We start from the raw sequence: 19,726 nt of genomic DNA, 5'->3' as shown, positions 1-19,726 counted from the left end.
CTGGCTTAGGACTCGCTCATCAGCTGGCGCTTGGCCTCGATGGCCTTTTCTTCCAGCTGCGCGCGCACCTGCGCCTCGTCGACGTCGCAGCCGGCCCCGGTCAGGTCGCCCAGCAGCTTGCGGATCACGTCTTCGTCGCCGGCTTCCTCGAAGTCGGCCTGCACCACGGCCTTCTTGTAGGCCTCGGTCTCTTCCGGAGTGAGGTTCATCACGCCAGCGGCCCATTCGCCCAGCAGGCGGTTGCGGCGCGCGGCCACGCGGAAGGCGGTTTCCTCGTCCATGGCGAACTTGGCTTCTTCGGCGCGTTCGCGATCCTTGAAATCGGTCATTGTATTTCCGTCCTCGTCAAAATGTTGGCTGCCCGATAGCGCCAAGCGCCCTCAGGCTGCAATCCCGGTGCCGCGTACCAGCCAGGGCTTATCCGCGGCCAGTCGCTGTTCGTAGTCTGCAATCGCTTCGTTGCGGGTCAAAGTCAGGCCGACTTCGTCCAGCCCTTCCAGCAGGCAGTACTTGCGGAAGGGGTCGATGTCGAAGGCGAAGCGATCCTGGAACGGCGTGGTCACCGTCTGCGATTCGAGATCGATGGTGATCGGATCGGTCGCCGCGACTTCCAGCAGACGGTCCACCTGGTCCTGCGGCAAGGCCACGGTCAGGATGCCGTTTTTGAACGCGTTGCCGGCGAAGATGTCGGAGAAGCTGGGCGCGATCACGGCGCGCACGCCCATGTCGAGCAGCGCCCAGGCGGCATGTTCACGGCTGGAGCCACAGCCAAAATTGTCGCCCGCGATCAGGATCGGCGCATTGGCGAATTCAGGCTGGTCGAATATGTTGTCGGGGTTATCGGCGCGCACGGCTTCGAACGCACCCTGGCCCAGGCCTTCGCGGCTGACGGTCTTCAGCCAGCGGGCAGGGATGATCAGGTCGGTGTCGACGTTCTTGCGCCCGAACGGAATCGCCCGCCCTTCAACCTGGTCCACCTTCGACACGGCCTTGGCCATCAGTCGGTTTCCGGCTTTTCGCCGCTGGGGATGGGCGGGAGCTGATCCGGCTCGTTGCCCTTCTTCTTGCGGCGGTTCACGTACAGCAGGGCAGCGGCAACGGCCGCCGAACCGATGGCGCCGGCGATGGCGGCCTTCTTGGGAAAACTGTCTGTCATATCTACTCAATGGCCCTCGGCGCGCGGTGTTTCAAGAAAATCGCGCAATGCCAGCCAATGCTTTTGCTTTTCCTCCCGGCGCATCGCCGCATAGGCCGGGCTGGAGGAGGGCAGGCGCAGCAGTTCCGGCGCGCGTTCGGCCAGCAATCGTTGCCCTAAAGTGGCGGCCTTCTGGCCGTTGAAGGCGACGGCGCGCAGTTGCGGCAGGCCCTCGACCAACTCGCCGAGCGGGTTGGCCTTCACCTCCCGGATGGCGCTGTCGAGACTGCCCTGTCTGCGGCCGCTGCCGACCACGTCCCACAGACCGATGCCTGACCGGAGAAGCCGGGACAGGCGATCCTCGTAGCCCATTGCCGCCAGATCCTGCCCGATTACTTCGCCGACAAGCTGCCAGAACAGGTTGCGCGGATGGGCATAGTAGCGCTGCTCGGCCAGCGAGCGTTCGCCGGGCAGGCTGCCGAGGATCAGGACCCGCGTGTGTTCGTCGACGACGGGTGCGAAGCTGCTCTTACGCTGGCTCACGCACCAGGTCGCGCACGTCGGTGAGGCGGCCGGTCACTGCCGCAGCCGCGGCCATCGCCGGGCTGACGAGGTGGGTGCGCGCACCCGGCCCCTGGCGACCGACGAAATTGCGGTTGCTGGTGGATGCGCTGCGTTCACCGGCAGGCACCTTGTCAGGGTTCATGCCGAGGCAGGCCGAGCAGCCCGGTTCGCGCCATTCGAGGCCGGCGTCGATGAACACCTTGTCCAGCCCTTCGGCTTCGGCCTGCATCTTCACCAGGCCCGAGCCTGGGACGACGATGCCCCACTTGATGTTGGGGTGCTTCTTGCGACCGCGCAGCACTTCGGCGGCGGCGCGCAGGTCTTCTATGCGGCTGTTGGTGCAACTGCCGATGAAGATGTTCTGTACCTCCACCTCGCGCATCGGGGTGCCGGGCTCCAGGCCCATGTAGTCGAGGCTCGCCTGCGCGGCGGCCTGCTTCGACGGGTCGGCAAAGCTGTCGGGCGAGGGAACCACGCCGCCGATCGGCACCACGTCTTCCGGGCTGGTGCCCCAGGTCACGCTCGGCTCGATCTCGGAGGCGTCGATCACCACCGACTTGTCGAACTCGGCGTCGGGATCAGTGTAGAGCGTCTTCCAGTAGGCGACAGCGGCATCCCATTCCTCGCCCTTGGGGGCGAGCGGGCGGCCCTTGAGATATTCGAAGGTCTTTTCGTCCGGCGCGATCATGCCTCCACGCGCGCCGCCCTCGATGCTCATGTTGCAGACCGTCAGGCGGCCTTCGATGCTCATGTCCTCGAACACCTTGCCGCGATATTCGATCACGTGCCCGGTGCCGCCCGCCGTGCCGATCGTGCCGATGATGTGCATGATCAGGTCCTTGGCGGTGACGCCGGCACCAAGTTCGCCCTCGACGCGCACTTCCATCGTCTTCGACGGGCGCAGCAGCAGCGTCTGCGTGGCGAGCACGTGCTCCACCTCGCTGGTGCCGATACCAAAGGCCCAGGCGCCCAGGCCGCCATGGCACGCCGTGTGGCTGTCGCCGCAGACGATGGTGGTGCCCGGCAGCGAGAAGCCCTGTTCGGGGCCGACAACGTGGACGATGCCCTGCTGCTTGGCGGTCGCATCGAAATAGCGCACGCCGAATTCGGGCGCGTTGCGCTCCAGCGCGGCGAGCTGTTCGCGGCTTTCCTTGTCGGCGATGGGAATGCGCTTGCCTTCCGCATCGACGCGCGCCGTGGTGGGCAGGTTGTGGTCCGGCACCGCCAGCGTCAGTTCGGGATGGCGGACCGTGCGGTCCTTCATCCGCAGCGCTTCGAACGCCTGCGGGCTGGTGACTTCGTGCACCAGGTGCCGGTCGATGAAGACCAGGCAGGTGCCATCGTCGCGCCGTTCGATAACGTGGGCGTCGAAGATCTTCTCGTACAGGGTGCGCGGTTTGCTGGCCATGCGGTGCCCCTTAGCGTGCGGCGGCCCCTTCGCCAAGAAGTGCGAAAAAAGGCTTTTTGGTGTCTTGGAAATTTAAGATTTCCCGCCTAACTTACACGTATGTCAGCCAAGCCTTTCGCAATTCCGATCAAGATCCTCCCCGATGACATCGATTTCATGGGGCACGTGAACAATTCCAGGTACCTGAACTGGGTGCAGGACGTGGTGCTGCAGCACTGGCAGAAGCTGGCCCCTGCTGAAGAGGTGGCGAGCAAGGCCTGGGTCGCGATCAAGCATGAGATCACCTATCGCCGTCCGGCCTTTCTCGATGATGACGTGATCGCCGAAACGGTGCTGGAAAAAATCGCCGGGGCGCGCAGCGTCTACAACACGGTGATCAAGCGCGGCGAGGAAGTGCTGGCGGAAGTGCAGTCGATGTGGTGCTGCCTCGACAGCGAGACGCTGCGCCCGGCGCGCATCAGCCGCGACGTGGCCGAGCGATTCTTCGGCCTGCCGCGCAAGCAGACGCCGCACCTGCCCGAATAACCGCCTTTCGGGGCTGCCCGAGAAGGCCTATATTGTCGACATGAGCGAAATCGTCGTCCCTGTCCTGATCGTGTTGGCCACCATCGTCGCGATGGAGTGGGTCGCTTGGGCGAGCCACAAGTACATCATGCACGGCTTCGGCTGGGGCTGGCACCGCGACCATCACGAACCGCACGACAACGTGCTGGAGAAGAACGATCTCTACGCCGTGGTCGGCGCGGCGATGAGCATTTCCATGTTCGCGCTGGGCAGCCCCATGGTGATGGGGGCGAATGCCTGGTGGCCCGCCACCTGGATCGGCCTCGGTATCCTGGGTTACGGCATCATCTATACGCTGGTGCACGACGGGCTGGTTCACCAGCGCTATTTCCGCTGGGTGCCCAAGAAGGGCTACGCCAAGCGGCTGGTGCAGGCACACAAGCTGCACCACGCCACCATCGGCAAGGAGGGCGGGGTGAGCTTCGGCTTCGTCTTCGCCCGCGATCCGGCCAAGTTGAAGGCCGAGCTGAAGCGCCAGCGTGAAGCCGGCATCGCCGTGGTGCGCGACAGCGCCGGCGCCTGATCTGCCGAAACCACAAACGGAAGCGCCGGAGCCCTTGCGGATCCCGGCGCTTTTGCAGGGCGGTTCAGCTTACTTCGCGTAGTTCACATAGAGCCCGTGGATCACGCCAGGGATGTAGCCCAGCAGCGTCAGCACGAGGTTCAGCAGTGTCGTCCCCGTGAAACCGTGCTTGGCGGCAACGCCCAGCGGCGGGATGAGGACGGTGGCGATAAGGATCAGAATTGCCATGGGGTAATCTCCTGAAAGAATTGCCCCCTCCGGTTGCCTTTTCAACGGCCTGCACGGGGCCGCGTTCCGAGAAAAGGTGCGCGCGGCTACTCTGGCCGGGTCCAGATCCAGCCCGCCACCAGCGTCATGATGGCAATCGGCACGATCGCCACCGGGAAGCCTGCGAACACGCCTGACAGCACCCCGGCCAGCACCATGACGGAGAGAGCGGCCACCTTGCTCTTTCGGGCAATGCGGCGATGGTCGCGCCAGTTGCGCAGGGCGGGGCCGTAGGTGGGATGCTCCAGCATCCATTTCTCCAACGCGGGATTACCGCGGGCGAAGCAGTAAAGCGCACCCAGCAGGAAGACGAAGCCGGGCATCATCGGCATCACCATGCCGATCCACCCCAGCGCAAACAGCACGAAACCAGCCGCTACCCATAACGGCCGCGTCATGGCTCAGCCGCCTGCGATGCGCGCGGCGTGTTCCTGCACCAGCGCGATCATGTTGGGCACGCCCTGCGTGCGGTTGGAGGATAGCTGGTTCTTCAGGTCGAAGGGCTCCAGCGCGCCCATGACGTCCATGCCGGCGACTTCCTGTGCGGGCCTGTCCTGCACGGCGGAAATCACCAGTGCGACGATGCCCTTGGTGATCGCGGCGTTGCTGTCCGCCAGGAAATGCAGCTTGTCGGCCTCACCGGTGGGATAGACCCAGACCTGCGCCGAGCAGCCGCGCACCAGCGTGGCGTCGGTCTTGAGCGCGGCGGGCATCGGGTCCAGCTCGCGGCCCAGCTCGATCAGCAGGCGATAGCGCTCGTCGCCGTCGAGGAAGTCGTATTCTTCGTGAATGTCCTGGAGTGATCGCATGAGGCGCATCTAGTGGCTGCGCGTCAGAGGTCCACCCCGTTTGCGATGGCTTCCAGCTTGCGGATGCGTTCCTTGAGGTCGGCGATCTCGATTCGCGCCATGCCCTCGCGCGATCCGCCATCCATCTCGCGGGGCAGCTTGTGCATCTCCAGCTCGCGGTTCTTGAGTGCGAGCCAGCCCTGCCAGCCCATCAGCGCACCGGCGGTCAGCATGCCAATTGCAAGGAGGCTGCTGGCGGCGATCAACAGGTCGATTTGCGTCATATGATCCTCCCTTCGCGGGTATCCCTGCGCGCGACGACTACTCGTCGCGCAATTTCTCGATTTCTTCCGCCGTCCGGCGAGCCGGATCGGTGGCGATGCGTTCCAGTACCTTCACCCGTTCGCGCAGTTCTTCGACTTCGCTCTCGAGCATCTTCTTCTCGATGTCTTCCTGTGGACCCTCGCGGGACTCGTTCCCCATCCAGTCGCGGGTGATCCCGTGCTTGCGACGGTCGCGTTCGACCATGACCCAGCCGGCCGTGACGATGGCGGCGACCAGAATGATGACGAGCCAGGAACTCACTGCACCTTCTCCTTGCGCAGGTCCTCGATCTCGGCGGCGAGGGCGGGCGAGCGGTCGGTGGCAATGCGTTCCAGCACGCGCACCCGGTCTTCCAGCAGGTCGTCCACCTGGCGGTTATCGCGCAGCTGGGCGGCCTTGGCCTCCTCGATGCGGGCCTTCAGTTCCAGCTTGCGTTCCTCGTGCTCGGCCACCTTCTTGTTGATCAGGTAGGCAAACGGCAGGATGATCATCAGCAACGTCAGGATGAAGGCGAAGATCAGGGTCAGGTCCGGATCCATCAGTTGGCCTCCTTCGTGTCGCGCAGATTCTCGATTTCATGCGTCAGGCGGTAGCCGCTGTCGGTGACGATGCGTTCCACGTTCGAAAGCCGGTCCTTCATCGAGCCGAGTTCGGCGCGCAGGGCAGCATTTTCCTGCGTCAGCAGTTTCACGCGCTCGTCCGCCTCGTTGGAGGTGCGCGGATAAACCGCCTTGCCCCAGCTCGATTCCAGCGGGTAGCCGTGCTTCACGCGGATCCAGGTGTTGATGACCCAGCCGATCGAGATCGATACGACCCCGAGTCCCATGACAGCGGGAGTGATGACTCCGAAATCCATCAGACCTGCTCCCTGTCCTTGATGTTGAGCGGAACACCTGCGTCGTCAGCCCGGCGCGCCGGTTTGTCGCGCAACGCCTCGATCTCCTCGGCGACGGTGTAGCCCTTGTCGGTGACGATGCGTTCCAGCACGACCATGCGGTCTTCCATCCGCTCCACGATGTTGCGGAGCTGCTGGTTCTGGTCGCGCAGGCGCTCAGTTTCCGCCGTGTCGACCTTCTCGGACTTCTCCGTCATGCCGAACCACTCGTCTTCCAGCGGATAGCCATGGCGCGCGCGGATCCAGGTGTTCACGACCCAGCCGGCCATGCTCAGCGCGATGATGGCGATGACGAATTCGGGGCCTCCCCAGCTCATTTATGCTTCCTCCTTCTTGGCGAAGTCGAGCTGGACCCCGCTGCCTGCTTCATCGACCCGGCGCTGGTCGCGCAAGGCCTCGATCTGGGTGGCCACGTCGTAGCCCTTGTCGGTGACGATGCGTTCGAGCACCCGCACCCGGTCTTCCAGTTCCTGCACGTGGCTGGCGTACTGCGCTGCGCGCTCTGCCGTGTTGGCGGCCGTGGCATCGACCTGCATCTCGGCGATCTTCCGCTTGTGGTTGGCCCAGATCGCGGTGATCGGGATGCCGCAGCCCATGATGATGGCGACGATCGGGATCAGTTCGCCCATGTTGCAAGTCCCCCCTTCGGTGTTGGTGCGCCGCTCAGCGCAGCTGTTCGATTTCCTGCGACAGGCGCGGGTTGGCGGACACGTAGTAGGTTTCCACTTCGGCCAGGCGCCGGTCGACGTCCTTCATCTGCGCGCGGATTTCGCGAGCGGTGCGACGCGGGCTCTGGCGAACGCGCTGCCAGTACTGGTTCTCTTCCGGCGCGCCGTAGAGATGCGCGGGCTTCTTGTTCAGCAGCAGGCCGGCGATGAGATATGCCGGGATGACACCGCCGCTGGTGGCGAACATCAGGAAGATGGCGGCCAGGCGAACCCACAGGACATGCACGCCGGTGTAGTCGGCGATGCCTGCGCACACGCCCATCAGCTTGGCATTCACCTTGTCCCGGTAAAGCGTGGTGCGGGGGCTGTTCATGCGCGTTCTCCTTTCTTTTCGGCGAGCATTTCCTCCAGCTCGCGCAGCGGTACGTTGTCGATGGCCTTGTTGTGGGTGATGCGGGCGGGCTGGAAGTCGGGGTTATCCGAAGCGACCAGGCGCTCGACCGTGTCCATCCGTTCGTCCAGGCGCTTGGCGAGCTGGTAGAGTTCTTCCAGCAGCGCCTCGTCATCGGTGGTGATGGTGGCAGCGGTCTTCCACTTGGTGATGTAGTGCATCACGATCCACGGCAGGCCGATAAAGATGGCCGGAATGATGATGAGTTCTTCCACGAGTTATTCCCCTTCGTCCTTCTTGGCGTCGCTGCCTTTTCCAAGCGCGCGCTTCATTTCCTCCAGTTCGTCGTCGACCTTCTCGCTGCCTTCGAGGGCCGCGAATTCGTCGGCGAGTGTCTTCTGCCCTTCCTGGGCGATGCCCAGGGCCTCGGCGCGGCCTTCGGCGTAGTCGACGCGGCGTTCCAGCTGGTCGAAGCGGGTATGCGCCTCTTCCACCCGGTCGCTGGTCATCAGGCTGCGCAGCTTCACGCGGTTTTCCGCGCTTTCGAGGCGGGCGGCGATCTGCGCCTGCCGGCTACGGGCTTCGCGCAGGCGGTTCTGCAGCTTGGCGATGTCCTGCTCGTAGGCGCGCAGCGCGTCGTCGAGCACCTTGATCTCCTGCTTCAGCTGCTCGGCCATGTCGGCGGCCTTGCGCTTTTCCATAAGCGCGGCGCGGGCCAGGTCCTCGCGGTCCTTCGACAGCGCCAGCTGCGCCTTTTCGGTCCAGTCGGCCTGCAGCCGGTCCAGCTTGACCGTGTGGCGATGCATTTCCTTCTGGTCGGCAATCGTGCGCGCGGCGCTGGCCCGGACTTCCACCAGCGTTTCCTCCATTTCGAGGATGATCATGCGGATCATCTTCGACGGGTCGTCAGCCTGGTCGAGAAGTTCGTTGAAATTGGCGGCGATAATATCGCGTGTACGAGAGAAAATGCCCATCAAGGGACCTCCGATATTGAGCGAATTGGCCGTGGGAGTGGGGCTGGTGCGCAGCCGCTCGATCTCGCGATCGAGGCGATTGCCATTCCCGGCCTGTCCGCGTCCCAACGGAGCCAAAGGGTTGCGATTAGCGTCGGTCACGCCAGTTCCACCATCGGCGAGCCGATCAGCATCGACTGCGCTTCGGCGGCGGGCAGCACACCGGCAAAAATCGTGAAGGCGACCATCGCGGCAATGCTTACCAGCGCGGCGTGGCCGAGCTTGCTGGAGAAGAAGCGTTGATCGAACATTGGAATTTCCTCCTAAACCCTTTCTGCCCCATTAATAGCAAGCAGCGTGCCAATTTTGGAAAGTGACGCAATTTCAGGGGTTTCAGAGCATTTTCGCCATTAACCTATGGCGAAGAATACCCGAATGTGGTGAAAAATCCCAACCTATGGGAATTTTCTCGGAGGGTCCTGCAATGGCAACCGCAATTGCCATCCCAACCGGTCGGCCACGCCGTCGTGCTCGGTGCCCAGGCCGATCCGCGCCGGACCTTGCGGTTGCGGGGCGTGATAGGTGCCGAACAGCCTGTCCCATATGATCACGAGATTGCCGAAATTGGAGTCGGTTTCCGCCACCTTCTCGGAATGATGGTAGCGGTGCAGCGCCGGAGTGGCGAAGATGGTGCCGAGCGCCCGCTCAAGTCGGCGCGGCAAGGCGATATCGAGGTGCTTGAACAGCGATCCCGCGAACATCAGGAAGTCCGTCAGCAGCGCAGCCCAGACGGGCAGGCCGAGGGCGATGACCACGGCGTAGTGGAACGGGGCAGTCAGCAGCACCTCCACCGGGTGGTGGCGCAGGCCGGTCGACAGGTCGAGCGTGGTGTCGGCATGGTGTACGCGGTGGATTCTCCACAGCGGCCTGAATGCATGGGTGGCGCGGTGAATCCAGTAGAGCACGAAGGTCTGCGTCGCGATCGCCGCCAGCAGCACCAGCACCGGATGGGCGTCAACGTGGTTGAACAGGCCCCACTGCTCCTCGCGTGCGAGCAGGGCCGATGCCAGCGTGCCCACGGGGAAAAGGCCCAGCAATCCCATGCCGATAAGGCCGAGTGCGAAGTTCACCACATTGCGCTTGCCCGCGACCGCCCGGCCGCGCTGGCGATCCGGCAAGGCCAATTCGACCATGGCGAAGGCGACCACCAGGACACAATAGATCAGCAGGGCCTGGGCGCTCAGAAAGTCGCCGAACCGCTCGAGTGCCAGATTGTCGGCAAAACCGTCCATGTGAGCGACCATTGCGGAAACTCTTTATTCGTGGCAAGTTTGCGTCTGCCAATGGGGTCGGAATGACCAGTTGTTTACAGGGGGTAGAACATGCGTGGACGTCTTTTCTTCATCGCTGCCGCAATTACCGTGCCGACGGCACCGGCACTGGCCGGCGTGGTTGCCGCACCGGGTCCGGAAGCAGGCATCGGCCTTGGTGCCCTGGCGGCGCTCGGCGCAGGCTACACCTGGATGCGGGCCCGCGCGCGGCGCAAGTAAGCGTCGGCAGGTGCGCGTCGCGCACAGTCGCGCGACCGGATAAATCGCGGAGCAATTGTGGTGGGCGATAGCATCGGCCGACACATTCCCTGTCGGACCGAACTGTTCGCGGTGGTGCTTGCCGTCGCTGTCCTCAACGCCGCGTCGCATCGCATCATCGGTTCGCTGGAGGACGGCCTTGCCGCCGCCGTCATCGGGCTGTTCGGTATCAGCGCGATCGTGTGGTTCGCGCTCTACGCCATCGTCAAGCTGGGGCTGGACAGCGAGGACGGCCTGCGAGCCTCTTCGCGCGATCTGGTGGTGGTGGGTCTAGTGGTGCTGGCCTGCCTGCTGCCTACCCGTGCACCGGCAGTGGGGGCGATGCTGGGCGGAGCTGCCTACCTCTTCATCACCGCCGCGCGCGGCAGCCAGGCGCGCTGGATCGGCGCCATCACCCTGTCGCTGGGCGGGCCGCTGCTGCTGGGACCGCTGGCGCTCAACCTGTTCGGCACCGAACTGCTGCCGCTCGATGCCTGGCTGGGGGCGACGCTGGCAGGAAACCCCGTGTCCGGTAATGTCATCCAGACGTCAGAGGGGCAGCTCGACCTGCTGATCATGCCGGGCTGCTCTGCCTTCAACAACCTGACCATGGTGATCGTGCTGGCGCTTTCGCTGGCCGGTCTGATGGGGGCGAAGTTCGGCCCCTGGCTGAAGGGCGGCATGCTGGTGGCCGGCTTGGCGGTGGTGCTGGTCAATGGCGCTCGGCTGGCCGCGATGGCACATTATCCCGAGCACTTCGAATGGCTACACAAGGGCGGCGGGGCCACGCTGTTCGGTTATGCCACTTTGCTGGTGATGGCGCCGATCGTCGGCTTCGCCGTCATGCGGAGCCAGCCGGATGCGCGCTAGCCTCGTCCTCTTCGCGACGCTGGCCATGGCAACGCTGGGCTTGCGGCTGGCGAGCGGCGACCAGGCACCGCGCCCCGACCTCGACCGGTTTCAGGCCGAACTGGCGACGCATCTGCAGGCTGCCGGCTATTCCACCCGGCCCGTGCGCGTGGGAACGCTGCGCGCCGTCGAAGCGCAGCGATCGGACTGCCACCTGTCTGCCGCTGCCGAGGTCTTCCACGGGGCGAAAACGGATGCCTTCTTTCGCCTCCAGCCGGACGGACGGGGCGCCTTTGTCCACTACGGCGGCTTCATCGAGGACTACCCGCGGCTGGAGCCGCTCGTAGGCCAGTACGTTCACCGCTACCTGACATCCTTCGGCATCGAGTCTCCGTTCACGCCGGTCATCCTGGTCGCGGCTGAGCCCGGTTGTGAAGTAGGCACCCTGGACTTTGGCGACCTGCGGATGACTTTTACCCGTTAATTCGCCCAAGTGGCTTGCCAATTGTTGGCGATAATTCCTATATCTTGGCGATGGAGCGGGATAATCAATTTATCGGCCAGTCCGGCGCTTTCCTCGATGCTGTCGAGCGCGCCAGCCGTGCGGCACCTATGCGCCGCCCCGTGCTCGTCATCGGCGAACGCGGTACCGGCAAGGAACTGATCGCCGAACGCCTCCATCGCCTGTCCGACCGCTGGGAAGAGCCGCTGGTCGTGATGAATTGTGCGGCGCTGCCCGAAACGCTGATCGAGGCCGAACTGTTCGGCCACGAACAGGGTGCCTTCACCGGTGCTACCAGAGCGCGCGCGGGCAGGTTCGAGGAAGCCGACCGGGGTACGTTGTTTCTCGACGAACTGGGTACGCTGTCGATGGGCGCGCAGGAACGGTTGCTGCGCGCCGTCGAATATGGCGAGGTGACCCGCATCGGCGCTTCGCGCGCCACCCGGGTCGACGTGCGGATCGTGGCGGCCACCAACGAAGACCTGCCCAAGCGTGCGGAGGAAGGCACTTTCCGCGCCGACCTGCTCGACCGGCTCAGCTTCGAGGTGATCACCCTGCCGCCGCTGCGTGTGCGCGAGGGCGATATTCCCGTGCTGGCAGACTATTTCGGTCGCCGCATGGCCGCTGAACTTGGCTGGGAAGAATGGCCGGGCTTCGCCGACCATGTATCCGAAGCTCTCGAGAACCATCCGTGGCCGGGCAACGTGCGCGAACTGCGCAACGTGGTGGAGCGCGCCATCTATCGCTGGGACAGCTGGGAACAGCCGATCGGCGAAGTGGTGTTCGACCCCTTCGATTCGCCCTGGAAGCCGCTTCCCGGCGCCAACCCGCAGGCGAGCCAGGCGCAGGCGGCACAGTCGGGCAATTCCGCTCCGGCGCAGCCGCGCCTCGACAAGATCGACGATCTGCGATCCGCGGTCGATGCGCACGAACGCGCCATTGTCGAACATGCATTGGGTGCAAACCGCTGGAACCAAAGGCAGACTGCCAAGGCGCTGGGGCTGACCTACGACCAGCTGCGGCATTGCATCAAGAAGCACGGCCTCAGCCAGTAGCCGCACCACCGCTTGCCGGCGGCCGTGAGTTAATCGCGGCTTAGGAAATCCCTTCTAGGAAGAATTCACCAAAACAACGGCCAAAAGGTCTCCCCGCGCGGCCATGACCGGCAATCGCGGGCAAGATGAAATCTTACTGGGAAGCCCATGTCGATAGCTCGGTCCAACAGCAATCCCTCCCAAATCGGCAGCAAGCGCATGCGCAGTCGCAACGAGAAGCTGGGCATCGCCATCAGCGTGACCGCCTTCTTCGGTGCCATTGCCGTCATCGGCTGGTTCGGGCTGTCAGGCTATGACGACAGCGATGACCGCGGCAGCGCCATTTCCATTGTCTTCTCGGGCGGGTCACCCGTGGATACGTCCACCTCGACGACTGGCGATGCCGGCTCCACGGAAACGCTTGGCGAGGACGAGTACGTCGTCGGGGACTTCGGAGATCCTGTCACCGAGCTCTACGAGGAAGAAGCCGGGGGCTGGGGTGCCGGCACGACGTCCGGCGGCGACCTGGCGGAAGATTCCGAACCGCGCCGCGCGGGGCGTATTGTCCGGGGCACCGGCGGCAACAACTAGGCCCGCCCGATTGCCACGGCTCCCGCCGATCCTGTCGGGCGGGCGATACGGCATTCACATTTTGCAGCTGGCATTTCGCATATTGCTTTTACCCTTGGCGCGCCCTACATAGCCGCCATCCCGACATTGTCGTGACAATCTCTGGATGCTGGCGCCGCAAGGGGCCGGCACCAAGGCTCTTGTCCGTAATGCGGCGTAAGCAACGGAGACCGAATGGCCGATATCGCGCGCCTGACACAAGTGATCGAACCCGAAGCCGAGAAGCTCGGATTCGAACTCGTGCGCGTGAAGATGACCGGGTCGGGCGACGAGCGCACGCTGCAGATCATGGCGGAGGATCCTGCCACCGGGCAGCTGGTGGTGGAACAATGCGCCGCCCTTTCGCGCGCCATTTCCGAGCAGATCGACCTGATCGAGGAAGCCGGCGAGGAACTGGTCGAGGGCGCATACAACCTCGAAGTCAGCAGCCCCGGGATCGAACGGCCGCTGACCCGGCCGAAGGACTTTGCCAACTGGGCAGGTCACGAAGCCAAGATCGCGCTGGCCGAGAAGATCGACGGCCACCGCAACCTGACCGGCGAACTGGTCGGGATTGAAGGCGACGTGGTATCCATCGAGGATGCCAAGGCGGGCCGCATCGCGGTGCCGCTCAACAAGATTCACTCGGCGCAGCTTGTCTATACGGACAAGCTGGTCGCCGCGACCCAGCCGCTCGACATGTCGGGCGTCGAAGACATTGAAGAACTCAACGAGGAAGAAGAGGCTAACGACTGATGGCCAGTCCCATTTCCGCCAACAAGGCCGAGCTGCTCGCGATCGCCAACTCCGTCGCATCGGAGAAGATGATCGACAAAGGCATCGTCATCGAAGCGATGGAAGAAGCGATCCAGAAGGCCGCGCGTGCGCGTTTCGGCCAGGAGAACGACATCCGCGCGAAGCTCGACCCGGTCACCGGTGACCTGCGCCTGTGGCGTGTGGTCGAGGTGGTCGAGGAAGTCGACGACTACTTCAAGCAGGTCGACGTCGAGCAGGCCCAGAAGCTGGAGCCGGGCAGCAAGGTGGGTGACTTCATCGTCGATCCGCTGCCGGCCATGGACGACCTCGGCCGTATCGACGCGCAGAGCGCCAAGCAGGTGATCTTCCAGAAGGTTCGCGATGCCGAGCGCGAGCGCCAGTACGAAGAATTCAAGGACCGCGCCGGCGAAGTCATCACCGGCGTGATCAAGTCGGTCGAATTCGGCCACGTGATCGTCAACCTCGGCCGGGCCGAGGGCGTGATCCGCCGCGACCAGCAGATCCCCCGCGAAGCCGCCCGTGTGGGCGAGCGCGTGCGGGCGCTGATCATGAAGGTGGAACGCAACAACCGCGGCCCGCAGATCTTCCTGTCCCGCGCGCATCCGGAATTCATGAAGAAGCTGTTCGCGCAGGAAGTGCCGGAAATCTACGACGGCATTATCGAAATCAAGGCCGCCGCCCGCGATCCGGGCAGCCGCGCCAAGATCGGCGTGATCAGCCACGATTCCTCCATCGACCCGGTCGGCGCCTGCGTCGGCATGAAGGGTAGCCGCGTGCAGGCCGTGGTGCAGGAACTGCAGGGCGAGAAGATCGACATCATCCCGTGGTCGGAAGACACCGCCACCTTCGTCGTGAACGCCCTCCAGCCCGCCACCGTTTCGCGCGTGGTGCTGGACGAGGACGAGAGCCGCATCGAAGTGGTGGTCCCGGACGACCAGCTGTCGCTGGCCATCGGCCGTCGCGGCCAGAACGTGCGTCTGGCCAGCCAGCTGACCGACAGCCAGATCGACATCATGACCGAGGAAGAAGCCTCGGAGAAGCGTAGCAAGGAATTTGCCGAGCGTTCGAAGATGTTCGAGGACGAGCTCGACGTCGACGAAACCCTGTCGCAGCTGCTGGTGGCCGAAGGCTTCGCCGAGCTGGAGGAAGTGGCCTACGTCTCGCTGGAGGAACTGGCCACGATCGAGGGTTTCGACGAGGAGCTGGCCGAGGAATTGCAGAGCCGCGCCAAGGAAGCGCTTGAGCGCCAGGAAGCCGCGCACCGCGAAGCGCGCCGCGAACTGGGCGTCGACGATGCGCTGGCCGAAATCCCGCACCTGACCGAGGAAATGCTGGTCGTGCTGGGCAAGGCCGGGATCAAGGATCTCGACGACCTGGCCGATCTCGCCACCGACGAACTGATCGCCAAGCGTCGCGAGGCACCGCGTCGTCGCCAGTCGGCTGACGGCCCGCCGACGCGTCGGCCGCAGCGCGAGCAGGACAAGGGCGGCGTGCTCGGCGCCTTCGGCCTGACCGAAGAGCAGGGCAACGAGATCATCATGGCCGCCCGCGCGCACTGGTTCGAAGACGAAGAAGACGCAGCCCCGGCTGCCGATTCCGCAGCAGAGGAGGCCGCCGATGCGGAATCCTCGCAATGACACATTAGGCTCGCCTGAAACCGAAGCCGCCACCTCCCCCCAGGGCAAGCATGCCAAGGCGGGGAGCGAGCGGCGCTGCGTGCTCACCGGAGACAGCTCGGCGCGCGACGACCTCGTGCGCCTGGCGCTTTCGCCCGACGGTGACGTCCTGCCCGATGCGCTGGCCAAGGCTCCCGGCCGCGGGGCCTGGGTGGGCGTCACGAAAGCGGAGCTTGCCGAGGCGATTGCCAGCGGCAAGTTGAAAGGCGCGCTGTCCCGCGCGTTCAAGACCGGCGACATCTCGATCCCCGAGGACTTGCCTACAAGGACGGAAACGGCACTGAAACGCGCCGTGCTCGACAGGCTGGGTCTCGAAATGCGCGCCGGACGCCTTATCTTGGGGTCCGACCGGATCGCCAACGAGGCGCGGATGGGGGCGGTGGCCGCCCTCTACCACGCCAGCGATGCGCAAGAGGACGGGCGCCGCAAGCTGGACCAGGCCTGGCGCGTCGGCCTCGACGAGGAAGGTTCGGGGCGGCGCGGAGAAACCCTGCCTCTGGACCGCGAGGCCCTGTCTGTGGCATTGGGCCGCCAAAATGTTGTCCACCTGGCGCTTGCCGATGCGAAATCGGCGCAGCGGGTCGCACAGCCGCTGGCGCGTCTACAGACCTTTCTGGGGGTCGCGACTGCGGCCTCGACCATGAACTCGCCGGGTGGCGGATGACGCTACCCGCAAGGGCCAGCGTGACTGTTTGAATTTGAAGGATTAGTACGAGCATATGAGCGAAGAAAACGACACTCCGAAGCGCACCCGCAAACCCTTGGGGCTGAAGCGCTCGGTCGATGCTGGGGAGGTCAAGCAGACCTTCAGCCACGGTCGCACCAACAAGGTTGCGGTCGAGGTAAAGCGTCGTCGCAAGCTCGTGAAGCCGGGCGAGGAGCCCGCGGCAGCGCCGCCGCCTCCGCCGCCGCCACCGCCGCCTCCGCCTCCGGCGGCCAAGAAGGCTGCGCCCAAGAAGGCCCCGGCTGGCGAAACGCCGCAGGAAAAGGTGAAGCGCCTGCAGCGCGAGGCCGAGGAAGAGCGGCTGCGCCTGGCCGAGGAAGCGCGCAAGCGCGAGGAAGAGCAGGCCAAGAAGGCTGCCGAAGAGGAAAAGAAGCGCGCCGAGGAAAACCGCAAGGCCGAGGAAGAGGCCGAGAAGCAGCGCAAGGCCGAGGAAGAGGCTGCCGCCAAGGCCGCCAAGGAAGCCCCGGCAGAGCCGGCCGAGGAAGCTGACGACGGCTCGAAGAAGCCGGCAGCGCGCAAGTTCACGCCCGTGGCGCGTCCGGAGCCCAAGCGTCCGGAAAAGAAGAAGGAAGAGAAGAAGGGCGGCCGCGCCGATCGTGGCGGCGGTGCTGCCGACAAGCGTCGTTCGGGCAAGCTGACCGTCAATCGCGCGCTGAACGAGGACGAGGGCCGCCGTGCCCGCTCGCTCGCCGCGCTGAAGCGTGCGCGTGAGAAGGAACGCCGCGCCCAGGGCGGTGGCTCGAGCCAGCCGCGAGAGAAGCAGGTTCGCGACGTGGTGGTGCCGGAAGTCATCACCGTGGCCGAACTCGCCAAGCGCATGGGCGAGAAGGGTGCCGACCTGGTGAAGGAACTCTTCAACCTCGACATGATGGTGACGGTCAACCAGACCATCGACCAGGACACCGCGGAGCTGCTGGTCGAACAGTTCGGCCACAACATCCAGAAGGTGTCCGAGGCCGATGTCGACATCGACACCAGCGAGGACGAGGATCCGGAAGAAACCAAGCAGCCGCGTCCGCCGGTCGTGGCCGTCATGGGCCACGTCGACCACGGCAAGACCAGCCTGCTGGACGCCCTGCGCAAGACCAATGTGACCAAGGGCGAGGCCGGTGGCATCACCCAGCACATCGGCGCCTACCAGGTGAAGACGAAGGACGGCTCGAAGATCACCTTCCTCGATACGCCGGGCCACGCCGCCTTTACCGAAATGCGCGCACGCGGTGCCAACGTTACCGACATCGTGGTGCTGGTGGTGGCTGCCGACGATGGCATCATGCCGCAGACGATCGAGGCCATCAATCACGCCAAGTCGGCCAACGTCCCGCTGATCGTGGCGATCAACAAGTGCGACAAGCCCGAGGCCGATCCCAACCAGGTGCGCACGCGCCTGCTGGAGCACGAGGTCATCGTCGAAGAGATGTCGGGCGACGTGCTCGATGCCGAGGTGTCGGCCAAGACCGGCGCGGGCCTCGACGAGCTGATCGAGAAGATCCACCTGCAGGCCGAACTGCTCGAGCTCAAGGCGCGTCCGGATCGCGATGCCGAAGCCACCGTGATCGAGGCGCAGCTGGACAAGGGCCGCGGCCCGGTCGCCACCGTGCTCGTCAATCGCGGCACGCTGAAGCGTGGCGACACCTTCGTGGTCGGCACCGAAAGTGGCCGCGTGCGTGCGCTGGTCAACGATCAGGGCAAGCAGGTGAAGGAAGCCGGCCCGTCGGTTCCGGTCGAAGTGCTGGGCCTGAGCGGCGTGCCGTCTGCCGGCGACAAGCTGACCGTGGTCGAGAACGAGCAGCGCGCCCGTGAGGTTTCCCAGTACCGCAAGGAAAAGGAAACCGAGAAGCGCACCGCACTGGCACCGACCAGCTTCGATACGATGTTCAACAAGTCGAACGTCATTGAATGGCCGGTGGTGGTGAAGGCGGACGTGCAGGGTTCGGTCGAGGCAATCACCTCGGCGCTGCACAACCTCTCGAATGACGACATCAAGGTGCGCGTGCTGCACGCGGGCGTTGGCGCCATCACCGAGACCGACGTGACCCTCGCGAGCGCTTCCAAGGCGCCGATCATCGGCTTCAACGTGCGTCCGAACGCCAAGGCGCGCGAACTGGTGAAGCGCGATGGCGTGCGCATGATGTATCACGACGTGATCTATCACCTGACCGACGAGATCACCAAGGAGCTGCTGGGCGAACTCGGCCCGCTCAAGGTCGAAAACGTGGTCGGCCGTGCCGCCGTCAAGCAGGTCTTCCCTGCCGGCAAGCGCGACAAGGCCGCTGGCCTGCTGGTGGAAGAAGGCGTCATCCGCAAGGGTCTGCACGCCCGTCTTACCCGCGACGATGTCATCGTCTCGGCCACGACCATCGCCAGCCTGCGTCGCTTCAAGGACGACGTGGACGAAGTCCGCGCGGGTCTCGAATGCGGTGTGGTTCTGGAAGACACGAACGACATCCAGGCGGGCGACCAGCTTGAAGTCTTCGAGGTGAAGGAAGAAGAGCGCACGCTTTGAGCGAAGCGAGGGCGGGCGCGAAGGGCGCTAGAAGGATCGCTGCCGGCACCATGTCTCTGACAGGCGCCATGGCTGCTCTTTCAAGCTCTTCGCCCCTGCCGTTGCCTTTCTCGGCGCGCCGCCGTGGTGGATAGCCCGATGACCAATGAACACCTTGCTCCCGCCTGGCCCTCGGCCAAGCTGATGGGCGCCGAATTCGTTTCCTTCGACAAGGAGACGCTGACGGTGGAGATGGCCTTCATGCCGCCGCCGGAATTCGCCACCATGCGCGGCAAGGTGCAGGGCGGACTGCTGGCCGGTCCGATCGACGAGGCGCTCGGCGCGGCGGTCTACCTGGCCACCGACGGCAAGTTGCAGCTGACGCTGGACATCAACATGTCGCTGTTGCGCCCCGTCGCGATGGAGCGCATCATTGTGAAGGCGCGGGCGGTGAAGGCCGGGCGGCGGATCTGCTTCCTCGAAGCCGAACTGTTCGACCATGAAGGCAAGCTCAGCGCGCGTGCCACGGCGACCTCGATGGTCACCGAATGGCCGGGGCAGGGCAAAGTCGAAGGAGACGGCTGATGGCGCGTCATTCCAAGCCTGAAGACCAGTCCGTCCGCCTGCTGAAGGTGGGCGAACGGGTGCGGCACATCCTCTCCGAACTGCTGGCGCGCGGCGAGGCGCACGACGACGTGCTCTCCGCCCACAACATCTCCGTCACCGAGGTGCGCATGTCGCCCGATCTGCGCAACGCCAAGGTCTATGTGAAGCCGCTGCTGGGCGAGGACGAGGCCGTGGTGGTGAAGGCGCTGCGCACCAACACCGCCTTCTTCCAGCGCGAGGTGGCCCAGCGTCTGGGCCTGAAATTCGCCCCCAAGCTGCAATTCCGCGCCGACGAGAGCTTCGACGAGGCCAGCCGGATCGACAGCCTGCTGGACGATCCGCGCGTCCGCCGCGACCTCGACGAGGAATAATCACCGGACAGGGCGATCCGCCTGCTTGTCGGAATCGCGCGAATG

General features: G+C 64.7%; 32 protein-coding genes. 13 read left to right on the top strand and 19 right to left on the bottom strand.

Going from position 1 to position 19,726, the window contains the following annotated elements; translation table 11 throughout:
- Window positions 1-5 precede the first annotated feature (5 nt).
- From OZN62_RS05360 to leuC, 5 genes are read right to left on the bottom strand one after another with little or no spacing between them, the layout of a single operon-like run.
- Window positions 6-329, bottom strand: coding sequence for a DUF1476 domain-containing protein (locus tag OZN62_RS05360; RefSeq protein ID WP_269101723.1), 324 nt, complete (start codon window positions 327-329; stop codon window positions 6-8).
- 51 nt (window positions 330-380) lie between these two features.
- The gene (gene leuD, locus OZN62_RS05355; protein WP_442864392.1) at window positions 381-998 is read right to left on the bottom strand and encodes a 3-isopropylmalate dehydratase small subunit; all 618 of its coding nucleotides are present in this window, start codon (window positions 996-998) and stop codon (window positions 381-383) included.
- Window positions 998-1,156: an isopropylmalate isomerase gene (locus tag OZN62_RS05350; RefSeq protein WP_269101722.1), complete on the bottom strand. Its 159-nt coding sequence runs from the start codon at window positions 1,154-1,156 to the stop codon at window positions 998-1,000. The genes leuD and OZN62_RS05350 overlap by 1 nt, the downstream gene beginning before the upstream one ends.
- Window positions 1,157-1,162: 6 nt before the next feature.
- Window positions 1,163-1,678 (bottom strand): DNA-deoxyinosine glycosylase, encoded by a 516-nt coding sequence (locus tag OZN62_RS05345; RefSeq protein WP_269101719.1) that lies wholly within the window; start codon window positions 1,676-1,678, stop codon window positions 1,163-1,165.
- Entirely contained in the window at window positions 1,665-3,107 is a 1,443-nt protein-coding gene (gene leuC / locus OZN62_RS05340; protein ID WP_269101718.1) for a 3-isopropylmalate dehydratase large subunit, read from the bottom strand. Before leuC ends, OZN62_RS05345 begins: the two co-directional genes overlap by 14 nt.
- 99 nt (window positions 3,108-3,206) lie before the next feature.
- Here leuC and OZN62_RS05335 point away from each other — a divergent pair, with 99 nt between their 5' ends.
- On the top strand, window positions 3,207-3,632 hold the full coding sequence (locus tag OZN62_RS05335) for an acyl-CoA thioesterase (RefSeq protein ID WP_269101716.1): 426 nt from the start codon (window positions 3,207-3,209) through the stop codon (window positions 3,630-3,632).
- A gap of 40 nt (window positions 3,633-3,672) precedes the next feature.
- Entirely contained in the window at window positions 3,673-4,194 is a 522-nt protein-coding gene (locus OZN62_RS05330; protein WP_269101715.1) for a sterol desaturase family protein, read from the top strand.
- Between the two features lie 69 nt (window positions 4,195-4,263).
- Here OZN62_RS05330 and OZN62_RS05325 read toward each other — a convergent pair whose 3' ends face one another.
- The 14 genes from OZN62_RS05325 to OZN62_RS05260 form a co-directional block, all read right to left on the bottom strand.
- The gene (locus OZN62_RS05325; RefSeq protein WP_269101714.1) at window positions 4,264-4,422 is read right to left on the bottom strand and encodes a YqaE/Pmp3 family membrane protein; all 159 of its coding nucleotides are present in this window, start codon (window positions 4,420-4,422) and stop codon (window positions 4,264-4,266) included.
- 86 nt (window positions 4,423-4,508) lie between these two features.
- Complete coding sequence (locus OZN62_RS05320; protein ID WP_269101712.1) at window positions 4,509-4,859, bottom strand: YbaN family protein; 351 nt, start codon at window positions 4,857-4,859, stop codon at window positions 4,509-4,511.
- Window positions 4,860-4,862: 3 nt separating this feature from the next.
- Window positions 4,863-5,270: a SufE family protein gene (locus tag OZN62_RS05315; RefSeq protein ID WP_269101710.1), complete on the bottom strand. Its 408-nt coding sequence runs from the start codon at window positions 5,268-5,270 to the stop codon at window positions 4,863-4,865.
- A 23-nt stretch (window positions 5,271-5,293) separates the two neighbouring features.
- A complete protein-coding gene (locus tag OZN62_RS05310) occupies window positions 5,294-5,533 on the bottom strand; it encodes a hypothetical protein (protein ID WP_269101709.1) in 240 nt (79 codons plus the stop codon).
- 37 nt (window positions 5,534-5,570) lie between these two features.
- Window positions 5,571-5,834, bottom strand: a complete 264-nt coding sequence (locus tag OZN62_RS05305; protein ID WP_269101707.1) for a hypothetical protein — start codon at window positions 5,832-5,834, stop codon at window positions 5,571-5,573.
- Window positions 5,831-6,112 carry a hypothetical protein gene (locus OZN62_RS05300; protein ID WP_269101706.1) on the bottom strand — a complete coding sequence of 94 codons (282 nt, stop codon included), beginning with the start codon at window positions 6,110-6,112 and terminating at the stop codon, window positions 5,831-5,833. Before OZN62_RS05300 ends, OZN62_RS05305 begins: the two co-directional genes overlap by 4 nt.
- A complete protein-coding gene (locus OZN62_RS05295; RefSeq protein ID WP_269101705.1) occupies window positions 6,112-6,429 on the bottom strand; it encodes a hypothetical protein in 318 nt (105 codons plus the stop codon). Before OZN62_RS05295 ends, OZN62_RS05300 begins: the two co-directional genes overlap by 1 nt.
- A complete protein-coding gene (locus tag OZN62_RS05290; protein WP_269101703.1) occupies window positions 6,429-6,785 on the bottom strand; it encodes a hypothetical protein in 357 nt (118 codons plus the stop codon). The genes OZN62_RS05295 and OZN62_RS05290 overlap by 1 nt, the downstream gene beginning before the upstream one ends.
- Window positions 6,786-7,097 carry a hypothetical protein gene (locus OZN62_RS05285; RefSeq protein WP_269101702.1) on the bottom strand — a complete coding sequence of 104 codons (312 nt, stop codon included), beginning with the start codon at window positions 7,095-7,097 and terminating at the stop codon, window positions 6,786-6,788.
- A gap of 34 nt (window positions 7,098-7,131) precedes the next feature.
- On the bottom strand, window positions 7,132-7,509 hold the full coding sequence (gene pspC, locus OZN62_RS05280; protein WP_269101701.1) for an envelope stress response membrane protein PspC: 378 nt from the start codon (window positions 7,507-7,509) through the stop codon (window positions 7,132-7,134).
- Complete coding sequence (gene pspB, locus OZN62_RS05275) at window positions 7,506-7,802, bottom strand: envelope stress response membrane protein PspB (protein WP_269101700.1); 297 nt, start codon at window positions 7,800-7,802, stop codon at window positions 7,506-7,508. The genes pspC and pspB overlap by 4 nt, the downstream gene beginning before the upstream one ends.
- A gap of 3 nt (window positions 7,803-7,805) precedes the next feature.
- Window positions 7,806-8,564: a phage shock protein PspA gene (gene pspA / locus OZN62_RS05270; protein ID WP_442864397.1), complete on the bottom strand. Its 759-nt coding sequence runs from the start codon at window positions 8,562-8,564 to the stop codon at window positions 7,806-7,808.
- A 74-nt stretch (window positions 8,565-8,638) separates the two neighbouring features.
- Complete coding sequence (locus OZN62_RS05265) at window positions 8,639-8,791, bottom strand: hypothetical protein (protein WP_269101699.1); 153 nt, start codon at window positions 8,789-8,791, stop codon at window positions 8,639-8,641.
- Window positions 8,792-8,935: 144 nt separating this feature from the next.
- On the bottom strand, window positions 8,936-9,772 hold the full coding sequence (locus OZN62_RS05260; protein ID WP_269101697.1) for a sterol desaturase family protein: 837 nt from the start codon (window positions 9,770-9,772) through the stop codon (window positions 8,936-8,938).
- A 90-nt stretch (window positions 9,773-9,862) separates the two neighbouring features.
- Between OZN62_RS05260 and OZN62_RS05255 the strand changes: the two genes are divergently transcribed.
- The 11 genes from OZN62_RS05255 (at window position 9,863) to rbfA (ending at window position 19,681) form a co-directional block, all read left to right on the top strand.
- On the top strand, window positions 9,863-10,030 hold the full coding sequence (locus OZN62_RS05255) for a hypothetical protein (protein ID WP_269101696.1): 168 nt from the start codon (window positions 9,863-9,865) through the stop codon (window positions 10,028-10,030).
- A gap of 60 nt (window positions 10,031-10,090) precedes the next feature.
- Window positions 10,091-10,918, top strand: a complete 828-nt coding sequence (locus tag OZN62_RS05250; RefSeq protein WP_269101695.1) for a hypothetical protein — start codon at window positions 10,091-10,093, stop codon at window positions 10,916-10,918.
- Window positions 10,908-11,381, top strand: a complete 474-nt coding sequence (locus OZN62_RS05245; protein WP_269101693.1) for a hypothetical protein — start codon at window positions 10,908-10,910, stop codon at window positions 11,379-11,381. Before OZN62_RS05250 ends, OZN62_RS05245 begins: the two co-directional genes overlap by 11 nt.
- A 50-nt stretch (window positions 11,382-11,431) precedes the next feature.
- Window positions 11,432-12,454: a phage shock protein operon transcriptional activator gene (gene pspF / locus OZN62_RS05240; protein ID WP_269101692.1), complete on the top strand. Its 1,023-nt coding sequence runs from the start codon at window positions 11,432-11,434 to the stop codon at window positions 12,452-12,454.
- Window positions 12,455-12,652: 198 nt separating this feature from the next.
- Window positions 12,653-13,024: a hypothetical protein gene (locus OZN62_RS05235; protein WP_269101690.1), complete on the top strand. Its 372-nt coding sequence runs from the start codon at window positions 12,653-12,655 to the stop codon at window positions 13,022-13,024.
- A 213-nt stretch (window positions 13,025-13,237) separates the two neighbouring features.
- The gene (gene rimP / locus OZN62_RS05230; protein ID WP_269101689.1) at window positions 13,238-13,798 is read left to right on the top strand and encodes a ribosome maturation protein RimP; all 561 of its coding nucleotides are present in this window, start codon (window positions 13,238-13,240) and stop codon (window positions 13,796-13,798) included.
- Window positions 13,798-15,456: a transcription termination factor NusA gene (nusA, locus tag OZN62_RS05225; RefSeq protein ID WP_269101687.1), complete on the top strand. Its 1,659-nt coding sequence runs from the start codon at window positions 13,798-13,800 to the stop codon at window positions 15,454-15,456. Before rimP ends, nusA begins: the two co-directional genes overlap by 1 nt.
- Entirely contained in the window at window positions 15,437-16,159 is a 723-nt protein-coding gene (locus OZN62_RS05220) for a DUF448 domain-containing protein (protein WP_269101686.1), read from the top strand. Before nusA ends, OZN62_RS05220 begins: the two co-directional genes overlap by 20 nt.
- A gap of 55 nt (window positions 16,160-16,214) precedes the next feature.
- Entirely contained in the window at window positions 16,215-18,725 is a 2,511-nt protein-coding gene (gene infB, locus OZN62_RS05215; RefSeq protein WP_269101685.1) for a translation initiation factor IF-2, read from the top strand.
- Between the two features lie 138 nt (window positions 18,726-18,863).
- Window positions 18,864-19,289 (top strand): PaaI family thioesterase, encoded by a 426-nt coding sequence (locus OZN62_RS05210; RefSeq protein WP_269101684.1) that lies wholly within the window; start codon window positions 18,864-18,866, stop codon window positions 19,287-19,289.
- Window positions 19,289-19,681, top strand: coding sequence for a 30S ribosome-binding factor RbfA (gene rbfA / locus OZN62_RS05205; RefSeq protein WP_269101683.1), 393 nt, complete (start codon window positions 19,289-19,291; stop codon window positions 19,679-19,681). The genes OZN62_RS05210 and rbfA overlap by 1 nt, the downstream gene beginning before the upstream one ends.
- Window positions 19,682-19,726: the final 45 nt, after the last annotated feature.

It is taken from the genome of Aurantiacibacter sp. MUD11 (assembly GCF_026967575.1).
Classification (GTDB): domain Bacteria; phylum Pseudomonadota; class Alphaproteobacteria; order Sphingomonadales; family Sphingomonadaceae; genus Alteraurantiacibacter.
This window is presented reverse-complemented; position numbering and strand designations above follow the sequence as displayed.